We start from the raw sequence: 26,179 nt of genomic DNA, 5'->3' as shown, positions 1-26,179 counted from the left end.
GAAACCCATTATGGCCACATCACCAAACCGCAGTGAGCCGACGCGGCCAGTTCCCTCGTATGAGGACCACGAAGGCAATCTACGTGCAGTATCTCAGCTTTCACCGAAGGCAAACAACACGAGAGGTGCTGTTGGCATACCTCCAACGAAAGTAATGCCGGTAATTGTTATCGCCGGAATTATGGGTAGTAACTTGCGGGCGAACACGAATCCTGCTGATAAGAAAAACAAAGAACTGAATCCGGGAGAGGAGGCATGGCGCCCTCCTAATGGAGTGGGTGAGGGCCTCGGTGAAGCAAAAAAATGGAAAGCGCGAAGCCCAACTGTTCGGCAAAAGATACTTGATGGAGACACGCTAGAGGTTGATCCTAATGGCGCGATCCCGCTTGGTGTATCGACTGACGGTTCTGTGTGGGACGAAAATATAGCCAGGCAACGGGGCTGGGGAGAAATCCATCTTTCGAGCTATGGATTGCTGCTTGTGACATTGCAAAAGAGTTTGAACAGAACTTATCGATTCGTCGGCAGCAATACCTTTCTAGATGGTGACTGGGTTCGTGTGAATGGCTACGACAGGGCGAAATGGGGTGTAAGTTCTGAAGGGACAGGGGCGCCTTTAACGGACGAAGAACTAAAGAAATTTTCGCAATTCCATTATCCCGTGTACGGCTTCGGCTACAACTGGCTGAAATCGAATGAGGTATCGGCCAAATCACTGCAGAGCAGAATCGAAACGATCATCGCATACTGGAAAAGTAAGAAGAGGGAGTGCGATGCTGTTCTTCTGGTGACGCACTCGATGGGGGGCTTGGTAGCACGAGCATGCGCGCAAAAGATTCCGCAGTTGATCGCTGGAGTCGTGCACGGTGTTATGCCGGCACTCGGCGCTCCCGTATGCTTTCGACGTCTCGCCTGCGGGACCGAAACCAGCAGCCCTAGCAACTCCATGTTGGCGAATATCGGCACTGAAAAATTTGCAGAAATTGCCGGGCTAACTATTGCGGAGACGATGCCAGTACTTGCTACCGCTGCGGGTCCTCTCGAATTACTACCCAATCATCTCTATCCTAAACCTTGGTTGTTTGCTCAATCAGTAGACGATCAAAAAAACCGGCTTTTATAAATCTTTCTTGTGCGGATCCGTATGAGCTGTATATGAACTTCGATTCCTGGTATCGCTTAATCGATCTGGCATTTGCTGATCCTGCGAAGACATATCGAGGAAACGTCCAAGAAAGAGTTATAGAAGCAGTTCGTCAAGCAAGGAAATTTCACTGTGAAATTTTGAAAGACAATTACCATCCCAAGACCTATGTCTTTTATGGAGCGGATCACACTCAGCTTTCCTATGGTAGCTTTCGATGGAAACTGACCACAAGATTTTCTAACCTTACCGAGTCAATGATAAAGAAGGCGCGGTTGGCCGGCTATCTCGTGGGCGGTGGCAGACGAATTCAGTTACAAAACGGTATCTTTGTCGAGGTAACTCCTTCAGTGCAGGACGTTCATGGGGACGGAACTGTTCCTTATCAGTCAGGCATCGCTCCAGCCGGGAAGGTAAAGCAAGTATTTGCTACCCAAGGTTATTCCCACCAAGGTAGTTACAGCAACTCAGACATGCTTGCTTTAACTCGACACCTTATTGTCAAGCTGATGCAAGATGTATGAAAAACCTCCTTAATCGTCGGCTGTTTGTTTTGGTATGCACATTTATTTGCTGTGCATTTGTATTTAATTGCGCATGGCGCGATGAAAAGCGGAAAGAAACGGAGCACCTCATGAAAATCATGCAAATGAAGACGATGTGTGTTGGCCGGTTCTTGATTGATGTTCCTGAGAACGCGATAGTTTCGTATCGAGGAGCCTCGTTATCAGGATGGGATATTTCATCCTGGATCGAAGCGGATGAGGAATTCTTTGCTCGACTCGCGGAAGAAGAAGCCAAACACAAAACCGGAAAAAATGAGAGAGGGCACGTATCTCTGGAGCAGGTGCGGGAGATAAAGAATCAGAATGTTCAAGCACGTATATTTGTGTATGACAGGATGTGGCTTGAGATGTTTCCTGGAGGTGTTAGGAAAGAGAGCCAGGTTGTTGCTATCCGTGCTTTCGCGCGTTCACACGATGTCACCTACAGTTTCTACTCTAAGATTCGCTACGATACTGACGTCCAAGAGCTAGAGAGAATAATCGGGCAGCTTCGTTGGAGAAAGAAAGATGAAATTCCGATGCAGTCCGGTTTCTGCCTGGAGAACGCATTCTTAACCGAGCCGTTGGCCCCCGATGACTCTGAATACACATCAATGTTTGTCGGGCTGAAGGAACATCCTGATCTCGCTATCGCGCTCAGCACCCTTGCGGGCGTTGCTCCTCAAACGCCATATTTACAGCGCGACGCGGAAAACACGGTCAAGAATGAATACAGAAGCCGGTTTCATACATTGCGAGAAGGTCCGAGAACGCTCGCTGGCGTTCCGGGTGGAGAAGTCATGGACCGCGTAGATGAGCCCAACGGCAGTGTGCTGCATGACTTCATGTGGGAATCCTTGAATACAACGGATAACGTATATCGCCCACTACTCACGCTTGAATTAAGTACGGGACACGGTCAACCTGGAAGACCCGTAAACTCCAGCTTGTCCGATGTAGAGGTCCTCGCGCTTTGGGAAAAGACGTCGGCTAGTCTGCGCGTCCGACCTATATCCGAATCAGGTACCACAGCATCCTCGAAAAACCAGTGAAAGCACGAACCGACGACAAATTTAAAAAACTGGAGCGAGGGATGGCAAACATAATCCGAGTAGGTGACACTACATCACACGGCGGTAAAGTTATCGAAAGCGGTGCTCCCCAATTTGTCGTTAGTGAATCGCCCCGGGTTTGAAGGAGGCTCCAACATTTGAGAAAATGGAGTCACCATGAAAAAATCAGTCCGATATTCCCCCGAAGTGATGGAGCGCGCCGTGCGCATGGTCCAAGAGGCCGGCAGCGAGTACGAGTCGCAGTGGGCGGCCATCACGTCCATCGCAGCCAAGATAGGCTGTACCTCCGAAACTCTGCGCCGTTGGGTGCGCCAGCGTGAGCGTGACACGGGCCAGCGTGAAGGCACCACAACGGCCGAAAGCGAGCGCCTCAAGGCGCTGGAGCGCGAGAACAAGGAGCTACGCAAGGCGAATGAAATCCTGCGTCTGGCGAGCGCGTTTTTCGCCCAGGCGGAGCTCGACCGTCGCTTCAAATCGTGAGACAGTTCATCGACCAGCACCGCCAAGCGTATGGGGTCGAGTCGATTTGCAAAGTCCTGCAAGTCGCCCCGTCCGGCTACTGGCGTTACGCCGCGCAGCGGTGCAATCCCGCTTTTCGCAGCAATCGTGCGAAGAGTGACGAGGTGCTGGCCTCTCAAATTGAACGCGTCTGGCAAGCCAACATGCAGGTCTATGGTGCCGAAAAGGTCTGGCGCCAACTGCGGCGCGAAGGCACCGAAGTTGCCCGCTGCACCGTTGAGCGCTTGATGCGCCGCGCCGGCCTGCGCGGCGTGATGCGGGGCAAGGTCGTGAAGACCACGATCGGCAATGCGGCCGCACCTTGCCCGCTGGACCGGGTCAACCGCCAGTTCAAGGCACAACGACCCAATCAACTGTGGGTGTCCGACTTCACCTACGTCTCGACTTGGCAAGGCTTTGTCTATGTGGCCTTTGTGATTGATGTCTTTGCCCGGCGTATCGTGGGCTGGCGCGTCAGCAGCTCCATGCGCACCGACTTCGTTCTGGATGCCTTGGAACAGGCGCTGTACGCACGCCAACCAGAACGTGATGACGCCTTGATTCATCATAGCGACAGGGGCTCGCAATACGTCTCCATTCGCTACAGTGAGCGCCTGGCAGAAGCTGGAGTTGAGCCTTCTGTGGGAAGTAAGGGCGACAGTTATGATAATGCGTTGGCCGAGACCATTAACGGGCTGTACAAGGCAGAACTGATACATCGCCGTGCTCCCTGGAAGACGCGCGCGGCCGTCGAGCTGGCGACGCTAGAGTGGGTGACCTGGTTCAATCATCATCGGTTGCTCAAACCGCTTGGCTATATACCGCCGGCCGAAGCTGAGGCAAACTACTACCGACAACTTTCCGAGCAGGTTATTTCGCCTGACTCACACCAATCGGCCTCCTAAATTTCCGGGGTGATTCATTGCGAGAAGAGGGGGGCAATGCCGTGTATAGAGGTATAAACGGACAAGTACCCGCTGCGGATCAGCGGGTATCGTCGGGATACAGGAAGGTATTTTGCATTCCAGGACGTGCGTTACGTGCTGGAAAATGACGCGATGTGGGGGTGTTGTTTTTACGAGACGCAGTTGTTCAGTTACACAGATCCCATTGCATCGGCGAAGCCCATATTGTTGTATAGGAATTTCCCAGCCGGCCGACCGGCCAATGGCCTGGACCTGGCGTACCACGTCGGCCTCGGTGAGTTTGATAAAAGTGGTGTGGTCGATGGTGGCGGTGGGCATGGTGATCTCCGCGGTATTGCGCTGCAGGCGATCAGGGCATGATACGCGCCCAATAAAACGGTGCAAGTGGGTGATTGATTGGGTGCGCCTTTAATTGGACATAACGCCTGTTCTACGAACTCTGTGTAGTTAGCTGATTAAATTCTATAAATGATTTCGGGAAGTTCGAGATCAATTGGCAAATCTGAAGGCGATACTGGACGGCCTGGAAAATGACGAAGCCACGCCAATCCGCGAACTTAGTAGACTGGAAGGTCTAAAACTAAGGAATAATTTACTTAATGTTTTGCTATTATAATTTGGCTCACCAGTCTTTTTGATGATACAGTACGCCCTTTGCGATTCTTTCCGACTTTATGCCACTGATCCTTGAGATGTTTGGAATTATTCTATGAGTGAATCGTGGATTTCTGTGGAACAGATCGCCGAACACTTGGGCGTCACAAGAGACTCGATCTATCGCTGGATCGACCGTAAAGGCTTGCCGGCGCACCGCGTCGGACGTTTGTGGAAATTTCAACGCGCCGAAGTCGATGAATGGGTGCGTGCCGGCGGAGCCGATGAAAACGTCGAACGCCGGCACGAGGAAAAGTGAATGCAAACAAAAAAAGCGCATGTGCTTGACCTGCGCGCGCCTTTTTGCGCCTTGGGGAATAATAACCGATGACCAAATCTGAGGCACAAACTAGATCTGAATTAATCGACAGGCAGCTGTACCAAGCGGGTTGGAATGTCAAAGACCCTACTCAAGTTGTCGAGGAATTTGACATTCTCTCGCCTCTTCCAGAAGGTGTAGCTAAACCACGTACACCCTATGAGGGGCACCAGTTCAGCGACTATGTGCTGCTTGGCAAAGACCGTAAACCTTTGGCAGTAATCGAAGCAAAGAAAACCAGCCGCGATGCGGCCATCGGCCGCGAGCAGGCAAAACAGTATTGTTACAACCTTAAGAAGCAACTAGGTGGTGAGCTACCTTTTTGCTTTTATACCAATGGACATGATCTCTATTTTTGGGACCTAGAGAACGCACCGCCGCGAAAGGTTATCGGCTATCCCACGCTCGATGATTTGCAGCGCTTTGCTTACATCCGTCGCAACCGGAAGCCACTGACTCAAGAGTTCATCAACACCTCCATCGCCGGACGCGACTACCAGATCCGTGCCATCCGTTCGGTGCTCGAGGGTATAGAACAGAAGAAGCGCGACTTCTTGCTTGTAATGGCTACTGGCACAGGAAAGACCCGGACTTGTATAGCGATGGTCGATGCTCTAATGCGCGCTGGCCACGCAGAAAGAGTTCTGTTTCTTGTCGACCGCATTGCTCTACGTGAGCAGGCGCTGGCCGCATTTAAAGAGCACATGCCGAATGAGCCGCGCTGGCCCAATGTTGGTGAAAAATTGCTCGCCACAGACCGCCGCATTTACGTTGCCACATATCCCACGATGCTCAACATCATCCGTGATGATGCGCAGAACCTATCGCCTCACTTCTTCGACTTCATCGTTGTTGACGAGAGCCATCGGTCGATCTACAACACCTTCGGTGAGGTCCTGGACTACTTCAAGACCATCACACTCGGTCTGACAGCCACGCCGACGAACATCATCGATCACAACACCTTCCAGCTTTTTCATTGCGAAGACGGGCTGCCGACCTTTGCCTACACATTTGAAGAAGCGGTGAACAATGTACCTCCTTACCTTTGCAACTTCCAGGTCATGAAAATTCAGACCAAGTTCCAGATGGAAGGCATTAGTAAGCGGACCATCTCGCTAGAAGATCAGAAGAAGTTGATCTTGCAAGGCAAAGAGGTCGAAGAAATTAATTTTGAAGGTTCACAGCTCGAAAAGCAGGTGATAAATAAAGGCACCAACACCCTGATCGTCCGCGAATTCATGGAGGAAGCAATCAAGGACGCCAATGGCGTGTTGCCGGGCAAGACTATCTTCTTCTGCGCCACAAAGGCTCACGCTCGGCGCGTTGAAGAAGTTTTCGATAAACTTTATCCGCAATACCATGGCGAACTGGCCAAGGTCCTCGTGTCGGACGACCCGCGCGTCTATGGCAAGGGCGGCTTGCTCGATCAGTTCACGAATAACGACATGCCACGTATCGCTATCAGCGTTGACATGCTGGATACCGGCATTGACGTCCGCGAGATCGTCAATCTCGTGTTCGCTAAACCGGTCTATTCCTACACCAAATTCTGGCAGATGGTTGGGCGCGGAACTCGTTTATTGGAAACCAGCAAGCCTAAGCCATGGTGCCTTGAGAAAGACGTGTTTCTGATTCTTGATTGTTGGGATAACTTCGAGTACTTCAAGCTAAACCCGAAGGGGAAGGAGCTCAAACACCAACTGCCGCTGCCAGTGCGGTTGGTCGGCTTGCGGCTCGACAAGATCGAAAAGGCCCAAGACAGCGGCCATGACGAGATTGCCAACCGTGAAATCGATAAGCTCCGCCTGCAAATAGCTACATTACCCAAAGAATCAGTGGTAATCAGAGAAGCCGCCGCCGCGCTAGCACGGCTGCAAGACGAAAACTTCTGGGGCAGCCTCAGCCAGGACAGGTTAGAATTCTTACGCGCCGAAATTAAACCCTTATTCCGCACCGTATCAGACGCCGACTTCAAAGCAATGCGCTTCGAGCGTGACTTGCTGGAATACTCGCTTACCGTCCTGCTCGAAGACAAGGAAAAAGCTGATGCCCTCAAGGCGGGCATCATCGAGCAGATCAGCGAGTTACCGCTTTCGGTAAGTTTCGTGAAGCATGAGGAGGTATTGATTCGTGCCGCGCAAACTAGCCACTATTGGACTAGGGCCGACGAAGATTCATACGATGATATGGTAGTCAAGCTCGGCCCATTGATGAAATTCCGCGAGCAAAAAACCGGCCAAGAGCAAACTCATCTCGACCTGGCCGATGAAGTGCATAACAAAGAGTGGGTTGAATTCGGCCCGCAACATGAAGCGGTCAGCATCACGCGCTATCGTGAGATGGTTGAGTCCTTGATTACCGCATTGACAGAGCACAACCCGGTGTTGCAAAGGATTAAGAACGGTGAACTAGTTAGCGCGACGGAGGCCGACGAACTGGCCGAACTCTTGCACGAAGAACACCCGCACATCACTGAAGGCCTGCTCCGCCAAGTCTATAAAAATCGAAAGGCGCACCTCATCCAGTTCATTCGGCACATCTTGGGCATTGAACTGCTAAAGAGTTTTCCTGACGAAGTTAGCGCCGCCTTCGATCGATTTATCCGCGTCCACACCACGCTTAGCAGCCGACAGATGGATTTTCTCAACCTGTTGAAGAACTTCATCATCGAACGTGAAAAGGTGGAGAAAAAGGACTTAATCAACGCTCCCTTTACGGTCATCCACCCGCAAGGAATCCGCGGTGTGTTCAGTCCGACCGAAATCAACGAAATCCTGCAGCTGACCGAACGGTTGGCCGCCTAAGAAATATCGCATCCCATGCTGCAAAATAACCCCGAACTTAAAAGCAAAATTGACCAACTCTGGAATAAATTCTGGAGTGGCGGCATCAGCAACCCACTCACTGCCATCGAGCAGATCACTTATCTGCTGTTCTTGAAACGGCTCGATGCGCTGGACCAAAAACGCCAGGCCGATGCCGAATGGACGGGAGACAAGTACACTTCCAAATTCGAAGGCAGCTGGATTCCGCCCGAGTACCGCAGCCAGCAGGCGCCCGAAAAATTCGCCATCGACAAGCGCACCCTGCGTTGGAGCGAATTCAAACGAATGCAGGCCGAAGAGATGCTGCAGCATGTGCAGAGCAAGGTGTTCCCCTTCCTCAAGGACCTGAACGGTACGGAGTCCAACTTCACCCACCACATGAAGAACGCCGTGTTTATCATCCCCAAACCGGCGCTGCTGGTGGAGGCGGTGAAGACTATCGACGAGATCTTCGAGGTGATGGAGCGCGACTCCCGCGAGAATGGGCAGGCCTTTCAGGACATCCAGGGCGACGTCTATGAAATGCTGCTGTCGGAGATAGCCACCGCCGGAAAAAATGGCCAGTTCCGCACGCCGCGCCACATCATCAAGCTGATGGCCGATCTAGTGCAGCCGCAACTGGGCAACAAAATCGCTGACCCGGCCTGTGGCTCAGGCGGCTTCCTGCTCGGTGCCTATCAGTACATCGTCACTCAACTCGCTATCAAGGCGGGCACCAAAGACCTCACGCCCGATGAAGACGGCTTCGTGCGCACCTCGGTCGCCGCCGCGCTCACCGAAAAGGCGCAAGCCATTCTGACCAGCTCCCTGTTTGGCTACGATATCGACGCTACCATGGTGCGTCTGGGGCTGATGAATTTGATGATGCACGGCATCGACGACCCGCACATCGACTACAAAGACACGCTCAGCAAGAGTTACTCCGAGGAATCCGAATACGACATCGTAATGGCAAACCCGCCCTTCACCGGCAGCATCGACAAGGGCGACATCAACGAAAATCTGCAACTGGGAACCACCAAAACCGAGCTGCTGTTTATCGAGAACATCTACCGCTTACTTAAGAAAGGCGGCACTGCCGGCGTGATCGTGCCACAAGGGGTGCTGTTCGGCTCCAGTGGTGCTTTCAGAACCCTACGCCAACTGCTGGTGGAACGCTGCGATCTTAAGGCAGTGATCACCATGCCAAGCGGCGTGTTCAAACCCTATGCGGGGGTCAGCACCGCCATCTTGCTATTCACCAAAGTCTGGGGCCCGAAGGATAAGGTCGCCCAGCCCGCCACCGACCATGTCTGGTTCTACGAAATGTCCGCCGACGGCTATTCGCTGGACGACAAGCGCACGAAGCAGGATGGCAACGGCGATCTTCAAGACGTTGTCGTCAAATACCACGCCCGTAATCCGGGCGCCTGCACCGATCGCACGGCGAAATGTTTCATGGTGCCGCGCGCTGAGATCGCGGACGAGAAAAACAACTTCGACCTCTCACTCTCCCGCTACAAAACTGATGTGTTTAATGAGGTGCACTACGACGCGCCAAGTGTGATCCTGGATCGGCTGATTCAGGCAGAGGTGGGCGATGTGGATGAGTCGGAACTCGCCAAGGTGCAAAGCGGCATCGTGCGTGAATTGCTTGAGTTAAAGGGGATGGTGGGATGAATTGGGCTCACAGACCTCTTAGTGAAATCTTGGAACAGTCAGGCCGCGACCGAGCTGGTGATCAAAACTTGCCTGTGCTTTCAATCACTATGAAGCATGGATTGGTCGACCAAGCAGACAAATTCAAGAAGCGCATTGCCAGTTCGGACGCCTCGAACTATCGCATCGCATACAAGAATGAATTGGTTGTCGGCTTCCCGATCGATGAAGGTGTTCTCGGCTTTCAGACGAAATATCCAGCAGGAATCGTCAGTCCAGCTTATGACATCTGGAAACTGCAAAGAAAAGCAGATTGCCATATCCCCTACCTTGAGCGCTATTTGCGGTCGTCGCAGGCAAGGAGTTCGTACGCCACCCGCATGCAGGGCGCCGTTGCGCGACGGCGCCGTCTAACAAAGACGGATTTTCTCAACCTGGAAATCCCGTTTCCGCCCCTCGATGACCAAATCCGCATTGCCCATCTGCTCGGCAAAGTGGAAGGGTTAATCGTCCAACGAAAACAACACCTGCAACAACTCGACGACCTGCTCAAGAGCGTGTTTCTGGAGATGTTTGGCGACCCGGTGCAGAACGAAAAGGGATGGGAGAGGCCTGAATTTTTGGCGATCATTTCGAGCATGCGGAATGGATTGTCGCCATCAAACACAGGAACTCATAAAGGCCGCGTTTATACGTTGTCAGCGATCACAGGGGACTCCTTCAAAGAGATTTACAAGGAAGACGCTTTTTCACAAATTCATCCAAAATACTTCCCGACGCCGAATGATTTTCTTTTGTGTCGGGGGAACGGAAATCTCAGCTTGGTAGGAAAAGGATGCTTTTTCCCGTCGATATCAACTGACGTAATTTTCCCTGACACCATAATCGCGGTTTCAATTCAGCCCGATACCATAGATAGATCGTTTCTTGAAGCGCTCTGGAAAACCAAGTTTATACGGCAACAAATTGAGAATAATGCCAGAACTACCAATGGAGCGTATAAAATCAATCAAGGTGTCATTGAGAAGCTAATAATTATTCGCCCACCCATTGATCTCCAAAATCAGTTTTCGGCTGTTGTCGAAAAAGTAGAAGGCATTAAATCCCGTTACCAGCAAAGCCTCACCGATCTGGAATCTCTCTATGGCGCGCTGAGCCAACGGGCATTCAAAGGCGAACTGGACTTGTCACGTGTACCAATTCCGGACAGCCCAGCTGCGGAAGTGGAGGCAGCGGCTAGCGTCGCGGTTCCCTTGCCAGCTGCAGCATTGGCAATAAACCTGCCTGAGACGAACTTGTTGCTGCGCGCGCTCCAAGACCGAGAGCAACTCAAACCGCTTCTCGAACATTGGCTAGAGGCCTACCTTGGTCAATTGCGTGGTGTCGTACTTTCCGTAGAGCAGTTTGTCGCTGCTGTACAAATACGCATCGCCGAATTGCACCCGGATGGCGATTTTTCGCTGAACGCCAAAGACTATGATCACATCAAGGACTGGGTTTTCAAGGCGCTGCAGTCTGGACGCTTTCAGCAATCCAGAAATATTTCGGGGCAAGACGATAACGGAGAGCCCGTTTTTGGTAACGTCATTGAGTTGAGGGTTGCGAAAGCATGAAACTCGTCCGTCTAAAGATTACTGATCCGGCAGGCTTTCGCAGCCTGCCCTGTGGTTTTGAGCACCACTTTCGCACGGAGTGGTCTTTTCAGGAGGAGATGACGAAACCAGAAGGATTTGCACCTTTCGTTTGCGTAGGTCCCAACGGTAGCGGTAAGTCCAATTTGCTTGAAGTGCTGGCGGCGATTTTTTTCAGCTTGAAGTACTACGTGTGCGTCGTAGTTTTTTGCCTGAGGCCTTGCAAAGCGAGAAGCTGGATCTATCTCCGGTGGCGTTTGAATTGGATTACATGATCCAGGTACCTCCGGAATATAGAGGCTCGGACAGCCCGCTTTGGGCGGGTGTGTACGTCTGGAAAAAGCCCGGTGAATCTGTACGTCTTCAATGGGCAAACCAAAATGAATTTGAAACCGACCCCTATCAAGCATTCGATGGCGGCTATGCCGATATCCTCTTACCGCAGTATGTGCTTGGCTATTCGTCGGGCGAGAACGAAATTCTGAGTCTGCCTTTCTTCAAGATGCGTTTCGTGCAGTTCGACGAATACTGGAGCGCACTCGCCAAGCAGTTGCCTTATCCGGGCTACCCGGAAACCCGGTTGGCCTACCTAGACAGTGGCTTTAGCCAGGCCATCCTACTGTGCAATTTACTATTTCAGGACGAGGCTACCTTGCAGCCCTTCCGCGAGGACATGGGCATTGATGAGCTGAAGGAATTTCGCATTATCTTGCGGCGGAGTATTCCCGTTACGCGTCACCAAGTGACTGCGTTCACGTCGGGCGACTACATCTTGCCCACGGAGCTAGAGGATGGGCGCTTTGAGGATACCGATTCGATCTATCTTGACACGGCCACCGGAGACTATCGGCTCAAGCTACTGCAAGGCTTAGAGGCGAATGAGCGTACAAAAAGTACTTCCATCATCGAGAAGCTCAAGCGTTGCGCCACGCTGCATTTTCAAGATGAAGCATCAGATACCCTCACCCTTGATTACTGGGTCAACGACCACACCAAGCAAGCCTTCCGTGCCAACTTCGATGATTCGCCTCTAGCCTTGTTCCAGGCGTTGCAAGTTCTGTTGGCGCTGAATTTGTATCCGGTCAGCGAGGCCCTGAAATCGGATCTCTACACCTCGACCAGTCACTACGTCAGCGAGACAGTGCCGACCCTCGCATCCGACGAGCGTGTCATGCGCATTAAGCATTTCTATTTCACCAAGCAAGGCGTTGAGAAGCCTATGCTTCTCAAAGCGCTGTCGGATGGCGAGCACCAGTTGTTGCACAGTCTTGGCCTGTGCTTGCTGTTCCGCAATACCAACAGCCTGTTACTGCTTGACGAACCCGAAACACACTTCAACCCCGACTGGCGCGCCAACTTCATCAGTCGCCTACGTCAATGCCTGCCCGGCGACGGCGAGTTCGCGCAGGAGATGCTGATCACCACCCACACGCCCTTCCTGATCTCGGACAGCAAGCCGGACAAGGTGCTGGTGTTCGCGAAGGACAAGGAGAATGGCGCGGTCAGCATCAGCCGACCGGACTACAACACGCTCGGCGCCTCGATCAACAAGATCACCATGAGTACCTTCGGCAAACGCGAAACCATGGGCGGCTATGCACAGGGCTTGTTGGAGGCGTTACGAGCGCGTTTTGAACAAGGCACCACAGACAAAGAATCGTTGATCACGGAGATTCACCACCAGCTCGGCGACTCGGTGGAGAAAGTGCTGCTGATCAAGGCCATCCTCGACCGTGATCTGCCAGGCAATAAGGAGGAACAGGTCTAATGCTGTTTCCCTACACCTATGTGCCGCACCAGATGGAAAAAATGCAAGCATTCATCGACTTCATATTTCATGAGGTTTGGTGCAAAGCTCCGATTGGTTTAGTTTTCCACCCGGATCTGTTTAAGGGTAATCAGGATCTGCAGGAGGTCATGGTCGAATTCGGATTTTCTGCACAAGCGGCAGAGCGCGGGAAGGCCTTTTACAAAGACGTGAAGGTAATCTACGACCTCTTTGCATCACTCTCACCTCAAGAAATTAATCAATTCAAACAGTGGTACCAGGGCAATAACGATCTGGAAAAGGTGTGCGCTAATGACCAGGCAATCCATCTTGCCCGGTACACCGACATTGCTGTTAATCACATGAACCTCGCCAACCAGCTCGGCACATTCTTCAAGGACTTGTACTCGCAATCTCTTCTAGGGCTCGCCGCGTTGCGCGCCAAGATCGGTGATATCGACGACCACTACCAGACCTTCGTGCAAACCAATAAGGCTGGGAAATGCCCGTTTTGTGGCATCAACGATCTACTAGGCGAATACAACAGCAAGCGCGAGGCTTACGACCACTATTTGCCCAAGGCACTGTATCCGTTTAACTCTATTAACTTTCGCAACCTTGTCCCGGCCTGTCATCACTGCAACAGCAGCTACAAGACCAGCAAGGATCCTGCCTACATGCCAAAAGATCCCGCTGGAGCTGTTTATCGCCGTGCGGTTTTCTACCCGTACGCAAAAGCACCACATGTCATTGAGTTGCAAGTCACATTGCATCAAGCAGATATCGCGAAGCTCACACCGGAAGAAATCACCCTGCAGTTTGGCCCAGCGGCCGTCACCGAACAAATCGATACGTGGAAGGATATATATGGCATTGAAGAGCGCTACAAGGCGAAGCTGTGTGGAGAAAATGATGGCAAGTACTGGCTAACGCAGGTGCTGGACGAATGGAAAGAAGATGGCCGAGACACTGCTGAGTTTCTAACAACATTGGCACGGCAGGCGCAGAACCGTCCGTACGCTGAGTGCAATTTTCTTAAAAAATCTTTTCTCGACGCTTGCAAAAAGGTTGGTGCTCTATAAAGGCCTTCCACTAACTGCGGCATCTGAATCGAGCAGATTGAATCGCCGGGCTGCATTTCTGACAGGAGTGGCAATTATCCTGACCACAGCGTCAGGATTGCCCGCCCTGTTTGCAATTTGAACCATCGGCAAGGAGCAGTTGATTCCGCTGTAAATCTATCCAATGATTCAAGGGGCGCGCCATGAACCCCCGTGACCGCGAAGCACTTATGTTGGATCGATGTGTGCTAGCAGCGCGATCTGTCGATGTGCCTATTGATGCCGAAAATGGTAGAGAGGCCAATATCTTTCGTGTCGCCGCGATGGTGATGCAGTCGAGCTTTCCCTTCGAGTCAAAAACCTTGATGGCGTGTGCTGACCGATACTTCGCTGCCCACCCCGATGAGCTGGCTCCTGTAGTGAATGTTATACATCAGGGAGATGTCATCAGCCTGCCAAGGTTACGGGACTCACTCACACGAAAGCTTAATGCAGCAGCCCGTTAGTTCACTTCATGGACACGCGTCACGGAGCGCCGTGAAAGACGAATTCGTACTTCTATACGGAGGATGACCAGCTTGCAGAACTCGTGGTGGCGTACCAAATAGCTGGGGTTCGAAGGAGATCGGCTATCCTGATGGCCGCCAGTTCATGATATGAATGCGGCAGTTGCACTTGATTCTAAAGAACTACAAATATGGTGCGTTATGAAATGGTTTGATCTTGCTGTGTGCCCTAAATTTTCTTGGCCAAATAGTCTTATCGAAATTCCTTTCGAAGGCCATACACTAGTGCTCCAGCCTCGTCGAGGCGGAGTACCAGAAGAAATGGAACTGGCAGCTACCGTATCTGTATTTGATCCGAACGGCGTTTCATTCGAGGTGGGTGGCACAGTCGCGAGTAGGTTCCTTAGCCGCCTTGCATGGTCTAATAACGGAGGCGCGGTCGAGTTATTTTCCAGCGGGTCCAATTTTCCCGACAGGCCTGGGCGACTCGGTCAAGGCTATTTCCCTAGTTCAGGATGGGCACAAGTTCGGCCTTGGGATTTAATCTACCTGCCTGCAGCGCAAGGCCGTGACGCCGACTTGGCCCTCGGTTTATTCCGCGAAGGTCTATCGGTAAATTCCTTGCCGTTTGCTTTTCTCAGCTACTTCAAGGTTTTGAATATAGTTCATGGCGGCGGTAAGGCACAGACGGCTTGGATCAATTCGCACCTTCATGCCATCCAATATCCGCCTGCTCTCGAACGGTTGAGGGACTTACAAAAGCGCGAGCCGGATGTTGGAAAGTACTTGTACGAAGCGGGGCGTTGTGCGGTTGCACACGCGCACGGCACGCCATTGGTAAATCCTGACAGTTATGTAGACAGACGTCGGATGGAAGACGATCTCAGACTAGTGAAAGAACTTGCTGCATTGTTTATTGAGAAAGAGCTGGGCGTTCTTTCTGATAGCTCTTACTGGGAGCGATTAGGTAGCGATAAATCCCTTGAGTCTGATTTGTTGCAAAAGGTAGTTCAAGAAGACGGCCGCATCGTCTACAAACCGTACGAGAGCAGATAGAAACTACCGTTAAAGCTAAGTGCAGGCCAACGCTGTTCAAAAATTAGGGAATATTCTATGACGCCTTCCGTGGCGCAGGCGCCCAACGAGCGTTGGTCAACGGACATGTGCCGGATCTGGGCGGGCAAGGATGGCTGGGCGACCTTGGCCTTGGTGATCGACTGCCACACCCGAGAACTGCTGGGCTGGCATCTGTCGCGCAGCGGCAAGGCCTGCACCGCCTCCAGCGCGCTGGAACATGCTCTGATTGCCCGCTTTGGCACGCTGGGCCGTGTGCCGGCGCCGTTCCTGCTGCGCAGCGACAACGGCCTGGTTTTCACCAGCCGCAGCTTCACGGCCTTGGTGCGTGGCTATGGCCTCAAGCAGGAGTTCATCACGCCGCACTGCCCGCAGCAAAATGGGATGGTGGAGCGGGTAATCCGAACTTTGAAGGAACAATGCACGCACCGGCATCGTTTCGAGACTTTGCAGCACGCCAGCCGGGTGATCGGCGACTGGATTCAGTTTTACAACCACAAGCGTCCACACCAGGCACTGCGGATGCAAACCCCGGCGGCTACTTTTGCATTAGCCGCGTAAGTTGAGCAGATTTCGCTGGGTCATTACAGCATGTCCCAGAAGGCGCTTGGCATAGCAGCAGGATTGGATCGATTTGTTGCCAGCACACGTATCAACCGATATGAATTGGGCGTCCATAAGGCGGATTTTCTCATTGCTATACGGCTGGCCGAAGTGTTAAACGTGCCCGCTGCGTATTTTTATGCAGAAGACGATCAGCTTGCTGAGCTGATCATCGCTTTTCACCGGACGGGAATTCGTAAACGTGCGGCAATAGTGAAGCTTGCCAAGGGGTAGCACAAGTACTTTCAATACATTTGTGATAATTGGTGATATTTCCTAGTGTCACGTCACGTATAGTTTAGACACTATAACTGCCGCTGACACTTATATGCCCTGACGATCGACACTTAAGGCAGTGTACTAAGTGGAGCTGGCGCATACTTGATAAGTTGCAACGCGGCAATTTCCAAGGCTAGGAAGATCAAAATGGTAAGAGATGTGGACCGGAGCTCGATCGACGAAATATTACAAACGGCAAGGCCATCAAGTGTCGCAGAAGCACTTGGTATCGCAGTCGTCCGCCGAGGGGCAAATTTTCGATGCCTATGTCCTTTTCACGATGATAGTGATCCATCACTAGTACTCTACGATAATTGGGACTCTCGTCCTCCACATCATCACTGTTTTGTATGCGGTGCTGATGGTGATGTTTTCGACATGGTACGTCATGTCCGAAATTGTTCATTTGGAGATGCCGCTGAATGGCTAAGAAGTGCGTTTGGTCTTCCACAAAGCAAACGGCCGCGCCGTAGCAACGGGCGCGCAACATGGGACGGCTCCAAACAGTCAGCTTTCGAATTCGCAAGTGCGCTGTATCTCAAAAATAATGATGCTGATCAACTTGCGACTTGGCTTCGGTCACGAAATTTGTCATCGGAAATTGCGGCCCAAGCTGGACTTTCTTATGCAATTGCCCAGACCTTAACGAACGCTGTACACCCTTCCAATGCAGAAGCAGGACAGATGCGTATCGAAACTGCGATGCTCGAGGAAATTGGCCTAGTTAGGCGGGTCAAGAGTGCATCAAGACCTGATCAACTCTTCTCTTCTGATCAACCTCGCCTTAGAGATTTCTTCTTTGATTCGCGCATTATTTTTCCTATTCATTCCTTGGAGGGAAAGGTTATTGGTTTCGCGGGCCGAGCGGCAAGTGAGGTTAAGAAAGACGTCCCGAAGTATCTTTACAGTCCAGGCTTTGCAAAGGGAGCGGTACTATATCGAGGTAACATTGCACTAGCACTACTTCAGGAGCGGAAGCGTAAAGAAATTTTTGTTTGTGAGGGGCTCGTAGATGCGTTGAGGCTGGAGTCCTTGGGATATCCAGCAGTTTCTATTTTGGGCGCACAGGCGTCTAAAGAACAAATAGAGCAATTACGACGCATAGCAGATGCCGCTGCACCTGTTGGTGACTTGATTATTCATATCTTCCTCGATCGAGATAAGGCTGGCCTCAAAGGAAGTTCAAAACTTGCTATTGCGCTAGCAGAAGAAGGCTTTGATGCTGATTTTATATGGCCAAACAAACTGAAATTGGATGCGCTTGGCGTCACTACCGGTGAAGATAAAGATCCTGATTCGTTAATTTCTGCGCTCGATACAGCTTGGAACGAAGAATTTATTCGTGACTCCTCTCATCCAACAGCACTGCCCGTAGTTGCAGTAAAAATTGGCAATCAACATTCTGTTGATGATATTTTATCCGACGATTATTGGAAAAATATATCGTTAGGAGTTCGATATCGTTCGGCAATGGGCCTTGCTCGAAGCGCGTCCGAAGCCAATTTCCTGTTAAATGCTGGTCAGCAATTTGGCAAGGCCTACGAATCTGGCTGGTATCTTGATATCCTGTCATTGCGCAATTCAAATGCTAAGCTTCCTGATGCACTTAAAGAGGTCTATGGGGAAGAGTTCATTGCCGATGAGGCTTCACGCCTGAACGTCGCGCGTATTCTTGCTAAGTCGGGCGCTGATCGCGGGGAAGTTCCTACGGATGAAGCTGCATGGCGAAGACTTGAGGCAGGAGCGACTGCATTTAACGTGGGACTGCGGGAACGACTTCAAGAACCCACATTTGAACCGTTGGAGCCATTTGATGCAGTCTTTGTTGCGCGTGACTTTGAGAAGCAAAATCCGCGACTTAAAGCTATGCCGTGTCCCGAGGATTTAGTTCTTCAACAGTATATGCTGTCTGAAACGCTAACTGAGCGATTTGATGTTTTAAACGAAGAAGACTGCTACAGCCTTAGTATTCCAGCCGTTCGATTTTATCGTGGGAAAGGAGTGACACGCACTACGGCAGAAAATGGAAAGGCCGGTGTAACTTCACAAACACTTAGTTTTGCATATCAGATTGATATGGATGTCCTAGAAGGAAGATCAACTGCTTCTAATCAAGGTATGTTCAGACCTTATATTGAATGCTGGCGCGATTTCATTACGAATCTGCGAAGGACAGCCAATGGATTCGAAGAAGTTTATGCAATCCGTCTGGACCTAAAGCGATACTATGATCGGCTGTACCAATCAGTCGTAAAATCTGCATTGCAGTCACCTTTAAACGAGGCTATAGATCGCTTGACGCGAATTGAACGCATTGATGAGTTCGCGCCATCATTTAGTAAAAATCGTCACAATCTTGCGGGTGCCGTAGTTGACTGGTTTTGCGAACAGAGCTTTGGATTCCAATATTACCATCCTGACACCGGGCGAATTACGAAATCGGAGGAGCAAATTGGAATTCCACAAGGTCCGATATTATCCGCATGGCTAGCGACAGTTGCATTATTCCCTCTGGACTCTGAGTTACGCAAAGTTTTGAGTAAAATCAATTCAGAGGATGGTTTGACGCGAGCTGGCTACGCACGCTACGTGGATGATATTTTTCTAATTGCCGACTCCCCTCAAATCCTTGAAGAGTTGCGTACTGCTGTTGAGGATGCTTGCACGCGACTTCGGCTTGAAGCGATCCCCAAAGGAGAGCTCGCACCTAAGATGACTCCAGAAGAGTTCAACGCCCTTCTTACCGAAGGAAAAGCGTTGATTGGCTCGGGGCCGACGCCGGAAATTGGATTGCTATCATTGGGCGATGGTGAAGCAGGATTTGAGACTTGGTCCGATCCAGTTCAAAGGACTAGTGCGTTAGTCTTACTAAGTGATCGTCGTTTATACGAAGCTGATGTCGAGGATATTAAAGCGCAGATCTTTACAGCTCTTAATGCACATGACTTGCGGCCGGCTGAGATCTCTAAGGCCGCCCGATGGATCTGGTATGCGGCCGCGAAGCTAGAGCCTTTGGCTGTACAAGAGGTTTGGGCATCATATTGGACGATGTGGCGGGAGGTGACGGAACGGCTGGCACCAAAGATGAAGGTAGATTTATGCCCTTGGCTCGATCCTAGTTTGTACGCGTTGGACGGTCTCGAGCAACTTCTCCGTAGTGCTTATGTTTATGATCGTAACCTGTCCTTGGCAGCCGAGACCTCTCGAAAAACCATCATCGGTGCGCTTTCTAAGCTAACGATGCTTAGCGGATTTTTCACTGAGTTTGTTACCCCACATGTAGAGGCCCCTGCAGATGCGGGTAAAGGTATTAGACAGCTGCGCCGAATGTTTGTGCAGAGGGCTGTCTGCGTTCGTTGGATTGCTCGGCAAATGCATCGAGGCGTGGCTATATCCGCGCTGTCAGAAGAGCTTTATTCTCAGCTAGGCTTAACTTCAAACGAATTATCGGCATCTCTCACTCGGGCATGGCTTACTGATGCCGATGGCGCAACTTCCACGCTAGAGATATCGGCCAATGTCGGAAACCGCTTGGATTACAGCTCTCCTCTGCGTCCTCTTTTCCTTTGGCTCCATGAAGCGATTGTGCTTCTTGGGAGGGAGTGGAACGATGAACAGGACCCTCTGGAAAACATCAGAGGGAAATTGATTGCACCTTTAACGGCTTCGGCAGTTGCAGGAAACTCTCATTTTTTCCGCCTCTTAAATCTCTGGAAACCAGAGCTTTCCGAACATGAAATAGTGATGCTGGAACTTCGACTCGACGCACTCGCTGCTCTGGTCGCGGTTTGTCGCGTCGACGCCCTGATACATTGCTTGAAGCGTCGTCTTCATTTGCTCGGTGACTTGGGAGTTCCGTTGCCAGCACTGCCCGGGATTCCCCTTTCCCATCTTGTTTTGAAAAATCCGGATGGGATTGATGAAGTACATTTGAAGTCAATTAGCCAAATATTCATTAAAAGCCAACTTCCTCCGGACATCGATTATCGAGTAGCTACCCGAGAAATCTGTGAACCTGTGCCTGCGAATTGGAATGAGTTATCGGTTCCGATCGCAAACACAGGATTAGCCGGTCGAAAATCTGCTTGGGAAAGCGTCGCCCGAAAGGTTCGAAACCGTCAACCTACTAAAACAACATCATTTGGACATAAGGAGCTTCGCTGGGCTGCTGACTGCTTTGATGGACTGGCAAGGATAAATTATGACCTTGAACATGAGGTCGATGGATCGGACAAAATTGCGCCTATGGAATTTGTTCCGGCATGGCCTTACATTTGCGCGTCAGATTGGGCTGAGGACAGCTCAAATGTCGATCCGACTTTTGGCTTATTCGGTCCTGTTGTTCCTCGAGCACATTTGGCGAAGTTCGCATTTGCACGCGATGGGAAAGGTCGATTACGCGCGCATGAGGTTCCGTTAGCGGACGCGCGACTCTGGCGAATCGGATACGCGGTTACAGACGCCTTAGGGATGATAGATGAACTAGAGAGATTCCAAGCACTTGAACAACAAGGGCAATCTCTCAACATTAATACTGCCCAATATGTCCTTTCGCGTCTTCTTGGTCGCTTACGAGGGGAAGGTCAGCCAGCAGCACCAGGACTGCCGCACCCAGAGCGGCCGCATCTTACAGGGTCAACTAATCGAGCCATCTTGTTACTTCGCAGTTTTCCGTCCACTGGCAACTGTGCTGAAGAAGTGCAATTCTTGCTGTCGGTAGAGGCCGAAACGGTGGCAATGCGCTTGCAGAATGATGGCTATAGCGATGGATCACGTTCCGGTGTTTCGGGAGCAATGCTAAGTAAGCTTGCTCCTGCAGTCTTTGCTCGCCTTAATGCTAGGCAGTTAGAGGCCCTACCAGAGCTAGCGCCGACAGAATCCGTTTATGGGGTGGAGCGGAGAGTCGTCGCAGCATGGCGGCTTTTCGACAAGAGACTTGCTTTGCTAGAGTCAGTCTTGCCACAGGAAGTTCCACCTGCCTCCAAGTATGCTTGGAGCGCATTGCGTCGCTCTGTGCGAATAACCGCTCTATCCGCTTGGATTCGAGCCCTTGTTTTTGAGATTTACCTCGCTGGAGATGCTTCTCCCGCTGCTGAGGTCGAAGTGCCAATTGAGTGGCAAATTGATGATCCCGTGTTGGTAATCGAAAACGAAGACGTCAACATCGGAGCCCTGTTCAGGGAAGCACTCACGCCAAAAGGCCGACTTGCGAGCACAGCAAAAATCACGCCGTTAGGATGGCTAGTGTTGTTTAATAGTCAGCTAAATTTATATGGGGCGAGCGATGCTATGCCGATGGTGGCAGTTCAGGATTCCGAACGTTTCAAAGCATCCATGACCGAGCTAGCCCAGCAACTTGGTAAAGCATGTCCAGATAGCGAGCTGGACGACGACAAATGGCCATTCGATGCTCACCTATGCATAGAAACCATCGTCGATGAGGCTACGTTCGAATCCGCGATGACGCTACTAGCCAACATTCAAAATATTCTGGGATACAGGGTCCGCAATTGCAAATCTCATACATGGGGCCTTCCGCCTCAAGCGAAGTGGTTCACTGACGAAGGCGGAAGGCAATGGTCCCTGTCTCGCGGACTAATTGACCAAGTGGGAAGAGACCGTCATGTGGAGATTGATGAGGCCGATGCTAATAAACGTGTCTGGACGGAGACTACGAATCGAGACGGCAAGTTAATAGGGGTCTCTGTTTTGGGGGAGACTTTTGCTAAAACGGCGGGGATGCAAGGTGGGGTATCTGCTTTTCCATTGGTGCCACCTACAGTTGTTCAAGAACCTGTTGACGCTGTCAAGCCCATTAGTGCTGGAGAGCCAAATGAAGTTCCAGAGATGGTTAATCCGGGCGAGGTCTCACCCCGTGAAGATGACTTGGCTGGATTGACCAAATCTGCGAAGTCACATACCGATACAAATAAATCGGGCGAGGATGCGACTCGATCCGCAGGGGAAACAAACAGAAAAGAAAGCGAGGATGATCCCGTTACGGAGGAGGATACTCCTGAGGAAAGTTTCAGAAAATTCCGCAACTTGCAAGAGCAGGAGTGGCGCGGGCGCCGCAGGGAAAAAATCCTGGACATGTGAGGTTTGCGATATTTCAGTTCCGGGTGGATGACTCCTACTATCACCCCATCGTTGATGCAGGATTCCCTGATGCGATTGACGGATTGTTCTGCAATCAAATTGATATTGATTCGGTATGTGGAACTACCATAGCGAGCATGGTCTCTGCACGAAAAAGAAAAGAGGCGTCGCCTAGTACCTTCTCTTTAGCACAGCAGGCAAAGGCGAGCTTGTGTAAGGATGGATTGGAGAATCAATGGGACCGATCCGAGTTAGTTCCAAGCTGGAATGAGCACAGGCGTCGAAGACTAATCGAGGCGGCAATTAAGTCTTGTCACGATTTCGATGTTGATGTCTTAGTCCTACCGGAATACAGCGTTAGGCCCGATACAGTTGAATGGTTGAGAGATAGGCTAACGAGCCTACCCGAGGCGAGGTTATCAGTTGTCGCAGGAACTTATCGCTTACACGGCACTCCCCGAGACCTGCATTTTATGCAGCAATTTGACAAGATATTTGGTGAGGCAGATGCGCAGAGGGTATTTGGCCCTAATGGCCGGTCAATGGAGAAATCGGCATTCATTACGTTGCTTCAACCTATTCCAAATGTTCAAGGTGCAGTAGGTGTGTTCAGTCGACGGAAAAAATTCCACTCAATGGCCATGAGCGAATTCATAAATCCGTCTGGCGAAGATTGGGCTCCACTAGCGAGCCTCGAGGGCTTCGTGTCGGCCGTTGAAAAAGCAAGAAAAGCCGTTGGTGCTACGCCACTAGATGTACGGCAGGTAGTCTCGATCGCTCAAACTATTAGACCAGTTGACCGGATGGCTGAATTAATCTGTTCTGAACTTTTTGCGTCTACCCATCCGGTTAATCACGAGACAATCAGAAGCGAATACAAATCGCTTCGCCAACGCTTTGGCTACGGGACGACAGGAGACCCTGTTGTATCGGATATTCAGAAATTGACCAGTGCGCTTAAACTTGATGATCGAGTTGATCGCCGGAGCATATTAGTCGTCCCGGCTTGCACCACCCGATCTGCCGACTATTGGATTTACGGACAATCTGGACTGCTTGCAGCTGGATTGACTACTGTATTCTGCGCTGCTGTATTAGGCAGTGTGAAAGCTGGGCTATCTGGTGGTGGAAGTTGCATAATTGCCAAAAGCAGCTGGTCTGCGACCCGAGATAAGCCCGGGCATCTTTTAAGTGCGACTCCGTACTCTGGATGGTCAAGGGGAATATATTACAACCGTCCCGAGGATGCGTTAACTAAGCGAGAACAAGCAATAGTTATTGCAGATATCGACCCAATCTATATGAATGAGGGTAAGCCAAGGCCTCAAGCATTACCTATTCCTGTGCAATTAGTAGCGCATCTTCCAGTGGTAGAAATGGTCGATTTAAAGAAACTTAAAGACTCCTATTCAAGCGGAAATGGTGGTTTTCCATCTTTTAAATCCGTTAGTTCAGGAGCACTAAAAAAAGCCACGGGCATAGTTGAAATAAAGGAGGTTGCAGATTCGTTTGCAAAAATTAGAAGCCACTTGGGTCAGGTCACCTCTGCAGACTTAGTTGATCCTAACCAGATGCTGATTGATCAGAAAAAACTAATCGATGAGGCAAATACGATGGCCGGTTTTTTCTCCGAGCCTTCAGCGTGGGGCAGCAGGCTTGAGTGCTGGAATAGAAACTGGAGAGCTATGCCATTTTTTGGCAGCCCCCTACGCTTATCGATTGGCTGCCTGTGGATCTTAGTCCAACTGACAATAAACTTCCAAATATATTAATTCCACCGTGGGCACAAACCTCTGAGTCCTGATTTAGGATTTTTCCGCCAGCGCCAATACATTTGCAAGAATTGGGGGGCGGACGTCCAATCACACGAAACTTTTACCTTGACCGATGATAACCGGCCACGAGTAGTAGCTGCCTTATGATCCCAATTGAATATGCCGACCTACGTTAAACGATACTGGAACGAACCTCGCGGCGATGAGCATGATGCTTGGGGCGTTTCATGGTGGTATTTCGAGGTTGATGATAACAGTGGTGTACTTCGTCAAATTGAGCAATACGATTCTGGCATGCTCCTGTGCTATGGTAAGCAGCATGTGCAGGACGAATACGGCGGACTGAGCGATAAACCCATCGATTTATCAGAGGCAGGTTACACCACAATTTCGTCGCAAGAATTTGAGGCTATTTGGCGGCCTGCATAGCTCCGGCCATCGACCGGAGCTGCCATTCGCCGATAACCGCAGTCTGCTAAATATGGCGAATCGAAGGGTACTATCAGCACATGGAAAAAAACTCAAAGCATCGCTGTCCGCGTCCTCTGTCGTAGGCGTCAAGAACTTGAAGGACGGTGAAGACATAAGCCATTTGTGTTAATTTCATAAAGGAAATTTTCACAATAAAGGATTGGAATTGTAGTATTTTTAAGAATATTTTTGCGATTTCTTTGCAATCAGATCTAAACGCACCAGAACATGAAGAAGATTAGAAAAAAACATGAGCAATCAATAATCGACGGTTTTTCAAATCGATTTAAGGTGAATGCACTTGCAAGAGGTAGATCGGTGACCAAATGTTCATTGGACGGACAGGACGTAGAGCTCGGGTCAGACTATCTTTTTACTGACAGCAGCCGGTTTATGCTAGTGGAATTTAAGTTTGAGGTGGACGGACTTAAAACCGAGGGGACTAAGCATCGCCGTAAGAAGATGTGTCTAAAACTAGACGCGGATTCAGAAATACGTGCAAGAAGCCTTAGATGTCACTATATCGCCTGGACCGTTAAGAATGGTGCCCGAACCATGTCTTTTAATCAGTATTATCCAGAGATTTGCAATAAGGATATATTCGGACCTGATGTTAACCTGCTCAAAAACTCTGCCAATAAGACATCTCGATTGAGCGCTGATAGCATCATGAATGATTTTCTTGACCAATCACTTGGCGATAATTTTTACTCTTTTAAGAGTTATGTTCAATGGCTTAAAATGATTGAAGAAGATAACGATCCTATTGAACTTCTTTTGGATAATCCCGACTCACATCAACTGGAGTTCTTAGAATTCAACTCTCTCGTTGACCTCAAAACATGGTTGGAACGTCAAAACTTCAAGCCCAAGCCTCCACGGCTGACCTTCTAATTATGCGCGTAATTTATCAATAAGAATGTTTCGCTACGCTGATTGACTCTCGAAGATGCTAGCTTGGTCGAAAAAGTGCTTGATGGACTTCAACGCTATTCCATGCTTGTCAAAGGTGTTCCAAAACGGAATAGTGTGGCGAACCAATTTTAATAGCACTACCGCTGGGATCTAACCATTGAGTAGGAAGCTGGCATGGACGTTTGGACGATTTGGTCGGTTAGGCGGTATTGCGGGAAGCGAACTGGTAATAGACCGGACACGAGGACTGCGAAGTCCAATAAGAAAAACGCCGGTCTGCATGGATCGGCGTTTCGTCAAGGATGTTCTTGGTGGCCGGGCGGAATCGAACCAGCGACACAAGGATTTTCAATCTTCATGTCGCCAGTTACT

At 50.5% G+C, this 26,179-nt stretch carries 17 protein-coding genes, 1 pseudogene and 1 other annotated feature; all 18 genes and pseudogenes read left to right on the top strand.

The window, feature by feature from the left end; translation table 11 throughout:
• Positions 1–10: 10 nt before the first annotated feature.
• The 18 genes and pseudogenes from ACRQ5J_RS00345 (at position 11) to ACRQ5J_RS00260 (ending at position 25,786) form a co-directional block, all read left to right on the top strand.
• Positions 11–1,123 carry an esterase/lipase family protein gene (locus tag ACRQ5J_RS00345; RefSeq protein ID WP_432380631.1) on the top strand — a complete coding sequence of 371 codons (1,113 nt, stop codon included), beginning with the start codon at positions 11–13 and terminating at the stop codon, positions 1,121–1,123.
• A 32-nt stretch (positions 1,124–1,155) separates the two neighbouring features.
• Positions 1,156–1,668, top strand: coding sequence for a hypothetical protein (locus ACRQ5J_RS00340; protein ID WP_432380630.1), 513 nt, complete (start codon positions 1,156–1,158; stop codon positions 1,666–1,668).
• Between the two features lie 110 nt (positions 1,669–1,778).
• Positions 1,779–2,741, top strand: a complete 963-nt coding sequence (locus ACRQ5J_RS00335; protein ID WP_432380629.1) for a T6SS immunity protein Tli4 family protein — start codon at positions 1,779–1,781, stop codon at positions 2,739–2,741.
• Between the two features lie 177 nt (positions 2,742–2,918).
• A protein-coding gene (locus ACRQ5J_RS00330; RefSeq protein WP_432380627.1) for an IS3 family transposase occupies positions 2,919–4,165 on the top strand; the annotation gives its coding sequence in 2 pieces (ribosomal slippage) (positions 2,919–3,207 and positions 3,207–4,165; 1,248 coding nt in all).
• Positions 3,197–3,313: a sequence feature (AL1L pseudoknot), on the top strand. (Overlaps the previous gene by 117 nt.)
• 126 nt (positions 4,166–4,291) lie before the next feature.
• Positions 4,292–4,546, top strand: a complete 255-nt coding sequence (locus ACRQ5J_RS00325) for a hypothetical protein (RefSeq protein ID WP_432380626.1) — start codon at positions 4,292–4,294, stop codon at positions 4,544–4,546.
• Between the two features lie 349 nt (positions 4,547–4,895).
• The gene (locus tag ACRQ5J_RS00320) at positions 4,896–5,099 is read left to right on the top strand and encodes a helix-turn-helix domain-containing protein (RefSeq protein ID WP_432380625.1); all 204 of its coding nucleotides are present in this window, start codon (positions 4,896–4,898) and stop codon (positions 5,097–5,099) included.
• Between the two features lie 68 nt (positions 5,100–5,167).
• Positions 5,168–7,966, top strand: coding sequence for a DEAD/DEAH box helicase family protein (locus ACRQ5J_RS00315; RefSeq protein ID WP_432380624.1), 2,799 nt, complete (start codon positions 5,168–5,170; stop codon positions 7,964–7,966).
• A gap of 15 nt (positions 7,967–7,981) precedes the next feature.
• The gene (locus tag ACRQ5J_RS00310; protein ID WP_432380623.1) at positions 7,982–9,646 is read left to right on the top strand and encodes a type I restriction-modification system subunit M; all 1,665 of its coding nucleotides are present in this window, start codon (positions 7,982–7,984) and stop codon (positions 9,644–9,646) included.
• Between the two features lie 29 nt (positions 9,647–9,675).
• Entirely contained in the window at positions 9,676–11,238 is a 1,563-nt protein-coding gene (locus tag ACRQ5J_RS00305; RefSeq protein ID WP_432380622.1) for a hypothetical protein, read from the top strand.
• A gap of 199 nt (positions 11,239–11,437) precedes the next feature.
• Positions 11,438–13,024: pseudogene (locus ACRQ5J_RS00300) on the top strand (restriction system-associated AAA family ATPase); the annotation flags it as partial.
• A complete protein-coding gene (locus ACRQ5J_RS00295) occupies positions 13,024–14,106 on the top strand; it encodes an HNH endonuclease (RefSeq protein WP_432380621.1) in 1,083 nt (360 codons plus the stop codon). The pseudogene ACRQ5J_RS00300 and the gene ACRQ5J_RS00295, both read left to right, overlap by 1 nt.
• A gap of 686 nt (positions 14,107–14,792) precedes the next feature.
• A complete protein-coding gene (gene mauJ, locus ACRQ5J_RS00290; protein ID WP_432380620.1) occupies positions 14,793–15,647 on the top strand; it encodes a methylamine utilization protein MauJ in 855 nt (284 codons plus the stop codon).
• 57 nt (positions 15,648–15,704) lie between these two features.
• Positions 15,705–16,226 carry an IS3 family transposase gene (locus ACRQ5J_RS00285; RefSeq protein ID WP_432380619.1) on the top strand — a complete coding sequence of 174 codons (522 nt, stop codon included), beginning with the start codon at positions 15,705–15,707 and terminating at the stop codon, positions 16,224–16,226.
• A gap of 30 nt (positions 16,227–16,256) precedes the next feature.
• The gene (locus ACRQ5J_RS00280; protein ID WP_432380618.1) at positions 16,257–16,502 is read left to right on the top strand and encodes a helix-turn-helix domain-containing protein; all 246 of its coding nucleotides are present in this window, start codon (positions 16,257–16,259) and stop codon (positions 16,500–16,502) included.
• A gap of 192 nt (positions 16,503–16,694) precedes the next feature.
• On the top strand, positions 16,695–22,646 hold the full coding sequence (locus ACRQ5J_RS00275; protein ID WP_432380617.1) for a CHC2 zinc finger domain-containing protein: 5,952 nt from the start codon (positions 16,695–16,697) through the stop codon (positions 22,644–22,646).
• 473 nt (positions 22,647–23,119) lie between these two features.
• Positions 23,120–24,418, top strand: coding sequence for a hypothetical protein (locus ACRQ5J_RS00270; protein ID WP_432380616.1), 1,299 nt, complete (start codon positions 23,120–23,122; stop codon positions 24,416–24,418).
• 156 nt (positions 24,419–24,574) lie between these two features.
• Complete coding sequence (locus ACRQ5J_RS00265; protein WP_432380615.1) at positions 24,575–24,850, top strand: hypothetical protein; 276 nt, start codon at positions 24,575–24,577, stop codon at positions 24,848–24,850.
• A gap of 270 nt (positions 24,851–25,120) precedes the next feature.
• The gene (locus tag ACRQ5J_RS00260; RefSeq protein WP_432380614.1) at positions 25,121–25,786 is read left to right on the top strand and encodes a hypothetical protein; all 666 of its coding nucleotides are present in this window, start codon (positions 25,121–25,123) and stop codon (positions 25,784–25,786) included.
• The last annotated feature ends 393 nt before the right edge of the window (positions 25,787–26,179 follow it).

It is taken from the genome of Duganella sp. P38 (genome assembly GCF_050859475.1).
In the GTDB taxonomy this organism is placed as follows: Bacteria; Pseudomonadota; Gammaproteobacteria; order Burkholderiales; family Burkholderiaceae_D; genus Rugamonas.
This window is presented reverse-complemented; position numbering and strand designations above follow the sequence as displayed.